We start from the raw sequence: 2103 nt of genomic DNA on the forward strand, positions 1-2103 counted from the left end.
GTCGAAAAATGAATTGTCCGATGTGCCTGACGCTGGAGATCTTCCAGCGATCGAGGGACGCCATGGCGCGCCAGATAGGCGGGACTGGCAGCGTTGACCATGCGCAACAGACCCAGTGAGCGGGCAATCAGCGTCTCGTCCCTGATCGGTCCAAGCCGCAAGACACAGTCGAACCCCTCTTGAACCAGATCGACTTGCCGATCCGTACTCGACAGCTCCAGCTCCAACTCGGGGTGCGTCGCCAGGAAATCCGGCAACGCCGGCACGATCGTCGAGCGCGCCACCTCGCTCGGAAGATCGACCCGTAAACGCCCGCGAAGTGCCACGCGATCGCCTGCGAACATCGACTGCAGGTCATCGACTTCAGCAAGCAGATCGCGGGCACGGGCATGAAATGCGCGTCCGTCCTCCGTCAACTGCACGCTGCGCGTCGTCCGGTGCAGCAGCCTGACGCCGACATCTTCTTCCAGCTTCCGGACCGCCGTTGAGGCCCTCCCCTTTTGGATGCCCATTCTGTCGGCCGCGCGGGTGAAGCTCCCCATTTCCGCGACCGTTATGAAGATGAGGATGGGTTCGAGATTCTGCATTTTCGCGCCTCGGCATTGTTCACCACAGAGAGAACAGTGAGTTCATTTCCTCGGTGTTTATCATACCCAGGAGGCACAGTAGGTAAGCTCCGAACATGGGATCCCCCCATCGGAGAATGACAAGTGTCCGAAACCATCAACCTGCATCAGCTGCCTGAAACCATGACCTTGCATCGCGCGCTGTGGGCTGGCCGGATCATGAGCGCGTTTGTCGTCATCGCTCTGCTGACAGACGGCACTATTCAGCTTGTCGCGCCGGCCCAGATCGCGAGCATGTTGCAGGAAACCGGGTTCGCGATGGAGCTCACCCGTGTCGTGGGTCCGATCATCCTCGCCTGTGCCGTGCTTTACGCCATCCCGGCCACCGCCAGCCTCGGCGCGATCCTGGTGACGGGCTTTTTGGGAGGTGCCATCTGCGCCCATGTCCGCATTGGCGAACTGGGGTCGCCGCCGGAAATCATTTCCCTGCTTCTGGGCGCGATGACATGGGGCGGCCTCTACGCGCGCGATCCCCGAATCCGGGCCGTTCTACCGCTCATCCGTTGAACCAACCGGGGCAGTGCTCTGTCCCTCAAGATCAGGAGAAAACGCATGTTTTTAGTCATGGGAATCACTGGAAAAGCAGGCGGCGCAACGGCAGAACATCTGTTGGCGCACGGCAAGGAAGTCCGCGCGCTCGTCCGCAATCGCGAGAAGGCATCAAGCTGGGCGAAGCAGGGCGTGGAACTGGTCGACGGTGATTGGAATGACCAGGCAGCCATCGAGCGGGCACTTGAAGGCGTCGACGGCGCGTTTGTCATGTTGCCGGCCGTCTGGGCCCCCTCGCCCGATTACAAGGAAGCCAGGGGCGTGATTGCGAACTATGTCGAGGCGCTTGCCAAGGCAACGCCGCCGCGGGTGGTGGCGCTTTCGTAGATGGGAGCGAACAGGACCAGCGGGCTTGGGATGATCACGGCCTTGTCGCTTCTGGAGCAAGGTTTTCGCGACCTGATATCGCCAATCGCATATGTGCGCGCAGGTGGATTCTACGAAAACTTCCTCTACGGCTTGCAGGTCGCCCGGGGCGGAACGCTACCGGTCTACTACAATCCAACAAACCGGAAATCGACCATGGTCGCGACCAACGACATCGGCGCGGAGGTCGCAACCCTTTTGACCGGGCCAGCCTGGTCAGGGCAGCGCGTCGTCGAACTTGGTTCGATGGTCAGCGCGGATCAGGTCGCAGAGCAATTGGGTGAAGTCCTGAATCTCGAGGTGAAGGCCTTTGCAGTCCCGCGCGCCGGGTGGGCAGAAGCGTTCGAGCAGTTCGGCATCCCGAAGGGCCACTCTGCACCTGCCGAAGAAATGTTTGAGGCCGTGAATGCAGGATGGATGGACCTTGGAGTCGAGGGTACGCAGCACGTAGCGGGTACGACGCCCGCACGCGACGTCTTCGCGGCGGCCCAGAAGGCCGTGACGGCGTGAACCGCGACGTTCAGACCAATAAATAGCGAGATCGAACAAGAAGGTTCGATCT

The 2103-nt window shown here is 61.0% G+C and carries 4 protein-coding genes; 3 read left to right on the forward strand and 1 reads right to left on the reverse strand.

Features of this window, described 5'->3' with window-relative positions:
• A partial coding sequence (locus WCB02_RS26900; protein WP_423962793.1) for a LysR family transcriptional regulator occupies positions 1 to 587 on the reverse strand: 587 nt, incomplete at its 3' end.
• A 123-nt stretch (positions 588 to 710) separates the two neighbouring features.
• Between WCB02_RS26900 and WCB02_RS26905 the strand changes: the two genes are divergently transcribed.
• Genes WCB02_RS26905 through WCB02_RS26915 form a run of 3 tightly spaced genes read left to right on the forward strand, consistent with a single transcriptional unit; the run spans position 711 to position 2051 of the window.
• Positions 711 to 1133 (forward strand): DoxX family protein, encoded by a 423-nt coding sequence (locus WCB02_RS26905; RefSeq protein ID WP_423962794.1) that lies wholly within the window; start codon positions 711 to 713, stop codon positions 1131 to 1133.
• Between the two features lie 45 nt (positions 1134 to 1178).
• Entirely contained in the window at positions 1179 to 1502 is a 324-nt protein-coding gene (locus tag WCB02_RS26910; RefSeq protein WP_423962795.1) for an NmrA family NAD(P)-binding protein, read from the forward strand.
• Positions 1503 to 1532: 30 nt separating this feature from the next.
• Positions 1533 to 2051 (forward strand): hypothetical protein, encoded by a 519-nt coding sequence (locus tag WCB02_RS26915; protein ID WP_423962796.1) that lies wholly within the window; start codon positions 1533 to 1535, stop codon positions 2049 to 2051.
• Positions 2052 to 2103: the final 52 nt, after the last annotated feature.

Origin of the sequence: Bradyrhizobium sp. (assembly GCF_049581145.1) — a bacterium.
Taxonomy (GTDB): domain Bacteria; phylum Pseudomonadota; class Alphaproteobacteria; order Rhizobiales; family Xanthobacteraceae; genus Bradyrhizobium.

Bases quoted from the DNA above. Each gene is read 5' to 3' on its own strand.
- WCB02_RS26910 (WP_423962795.1), top strand. From the start codon at position 1,179: ATGTTTTTAGTCATGGGAATCACTGGAAAAGCAGGCGGCGCAACGGCA.
- WCB02_RS26915 (WP_423962796.1), top strand. From the start codon at position 1,533: ATGATCACGGCCTTGTCGCTTCTGGAGCAAGGTTTTCGCGACCTGATA.